This window comes from Alkalinema pantanalense CENA528 (assembly GCF_050753345.1).
In the GTDB taxonomy this organism is placed as follows: Bacteria; Cyanobacteriota; Cyanobacteriia; order Leptolyngbyales; family Leptolyngbyaceae; genus Alkalinema; species Alkalinema pantanalense.
Genome location: NZ_JBLZFX010000203.1, coordinates 1 through 2,909, shown reverse-complemented (window position 1 = coordinate 2,909; position 2,909 = coordinate 1). Strand labels below are relative to the sequence as shown.

General features: G+C 58.0%; 1 protein-coding gene. It reads right to left on the bottom strand.

The genetic code is table 11. The features are described from left to right. Positions 1-142: 142 nt before the first annotated feature. Entirely contained in the window at positions 143-2,518 is a 2,376-nt protein-coding gene (locus ACN4EG_RS27525) for a transglutaminase TgpA family protein (protein WP_431633481.1), read from the bottom strand. Positions 2,519-2,909 lie beyond the last annotated feature (391 nt).

Below are 2,909 nucleotides of genomic sequence, written 5' to 3'. Positions count from 1 at the left end.
TTGGCCCTAGTGCAAAGTAGTGGCGACCCTGGCTAGCCCGCGATTTTCTCAATCCAGGGGGGATCGGTCTACCACTACTCTTAAGATACAAGGGGGGATCACCCATGGCGCGATCGACGAATTTACTCCTATCTTCGCTTGTCTATTTGGGATCGCGGCGATTTTTTCGGCTTTTTTCCGGCTTTAGGAAACCATTCCGTAGGATCGATCGGCTTTTCTGTTGCCATTGCTGCTTCCATAGTTGCCGTTGGAGGTCGCGGAATTGTTGGTCTAGAGGTTCCACCGCGATCGCTTTTCCGCCATAGCGCCAAGCGACGTAGGCTTGTAGGATTTGCTGGATGAGGGGGGATTGGGGTAGGCGTTGGGCTTGTTGGGCGGGTTGGATGGCTTGCTGGGCGTATTCCAGGGGCGTTTGGGCGGGGTGTTTGGGCCAGCCTTGATCGGTAAGCCAGTCGAGGAGTTGCTGATAAAGCTGTTCCATGGGGGGCAGGCGTTTCAGGCGTTGGGCGTAGCGCCATTTGCGCCAGCCCTGCCAACCCAACCAACCGAAAAAGCTGAGGGTGGTGAGGATGATGGCGGCAATCATCCAACCGATGAAGCCCTGGGTAAAGAGGCGAATGAAGTTAGCCAGGATGCCGGAGAGCCAAGCGAAGAGGGGGCCAAAGAGACGGTTGAAGAAGCCGGAGACGGGGGAGGGAATCCAACCCGCGACCCAGTTCCAGAACTGTTGCAGGACGGTAAAGGTTTGGTCTTCTTCGACGGCGGGGGGAATCAGGGGGTGTTGGGGGATGGGGTCGAAGGTGAACCAGCCGTATTTGTGGAAGTAGACTTCGGTGAGGGCGAAGGCGTCGGTGTTGCGGACGATGTAGAGTCCGGTGAAGGGGTTGAATTCGCCGGGGAGGAAGCCTGTGGTTAACCGTGCATATAGACCGATCGATCGCAACATCATCGTTAAGACCGTCGAAAAGTGATCGCGGTAGCCGCCTTTGTATTTGAACAGGAAGGCTTCGACCAGATCTTCGTCTTTGGCGAAGGGGGGCAGATCTTGTTGGACGGTGTAGCGTTGTTTGAGGGCTTGGGCGAGGTAGAGGGCTTTTTCGTAGTCAGAGGTGATGGGAGAGGGGGCAGTGGCCAGGAGGCGTTCGGTTTCTTGGCGGACTTTGGTGGCGATCGCGGAGGGGATTTGCAGGTTGTCGTTGGTGTTGCCGGGGGCGAGGGGGATTTTGCTGGCGGCGGATTGCAGGACTTTGCGGTTGCGGTAGGGGACTTCGGAGATGACAGTGTAGGTCATGCCGTCGATCAGGGAGACGGGCGATCGCAGGCTGCCGTCGGGCATGCGCACCACTTGTTGGGTGGGGAAGAAGAGTTCCTTGGGTTGCGCCATGGCGGGGATGACGTTGGGCAGGTCGGCGGTGATGGTGTAGGTTTGGACGACTTCTTTGGTTTTGTTGAGGGTGACGAGGCGATCGAGGTAGAACTGGTAGGCCCAGGGGCTGCGCTGGATGGTTTTGGCGGCGTCGTTGCGGGAGATTTGCCAGCCTTGGCCAGTGTAGCGATCGAAGGATTGGACGCGCCAGAAGCCGGGGGCTTGGGAGCGCACGCGCATGACGACTTTGGGTTTGAGTTGGCCGCGTAGGTTTTGGTTAATGCGTTCGCCGAAGCCGTAGTAGAATTCTTCGTCCATTTTGCCTGCGCCTTCGGTGGGGGCGCTGCCTCGGCGTCCGGTACGCCCGTTTTGTTGGCCGTCGCGCACGTAGCCGGGATTGATGACTTGACGATTATCAAAGTTGGGCTGGACTTCGACGGGGGCACTCATGGGGAAGGTGCGGAATTGGTAGCCCGGTAGGCGGGGCATAAGGGCGAAGAGGGTGAGGCCGATCGCGAGGGTGAGGGCAAAAATGGCGGGGAGGTTGCCGAGGTTCCAGGGGCGTTTTTTGGCGGTGGGGCTGGGTTGGAACCAGTGGCGGAAGCCGAGGCGCGATCGGTAGTCCATGACGAGGACGGGCAGGCCGATGGCGAGGAATAGCAGTAACATGCCGCCGAAGGCCATGGTTTGGCTGAGGGTGCTGGCGACGCCGAGGAGGATGAGGCCGATGACCATGGAGTAGCCAAGGTCTTTGCGGCGGGGGATGTCGAAGCTGTGGAGGACTTGGATTTGGACGAGGAGTTCGGCGAGGACGAGGCGGGTGTCGTTGAGTTCGCGGCCTACGACCATGTTGTAGAAGAAGGCGACGAGGGCGATCAACATGCCGATCGCGAGGAGGAATTTGGTGGGGATGTTGCGGGTTTTGCGGCGGTGCCAGCTCCAGAGGGATCCGGCGATGCTGGCGGGGATGGCCCAGACCCACATATGGGTTTCGGCGGCGATGTCGGTGGCGAGGATGCCGATGAGGACGAGGCTTTGGGCGAGGATGCGGAGGAGGATGGATTCTTCAGGGGGATCGGGTTGGCGTTGGGGGATTTGCTGTTGCAGCCGATCGAGGAGTTGTCGGGGAGATGAAAGCGCACGCATCGCCATGGCCTGACTGGGTAGAGGACTTGCAGTTTAGGGTGCCCACGGGTGGGGTGGTTGCATCTTGATGGTAGCGGATGGTTGCTGGAGTGATGGAGAAATGCCTTCTGGCTGGGAAGGGATCTAGATCATGGATTGCACAATCCTAGAGGTAGGGTCTTTACGGATAGATTTGTGTCCATTGAGGAGGTTCATTACAAGCTTTCCGATTGTCCCAGAAGGCTTCCTGGAGAACAAGTTGACCCTCCTGAAAGCGATACCGATACTGCCTGGGCTGTAAGCCATGTCGGATCAAGCAAGGTAAGGTAAAAACCAGTTCCCCTGTTTGTTCATTAGACGTGTTGGGAAATAATGGATAATGTGAAGCAGTAGCCCAGAGCCTTCTCATGCTGAATCT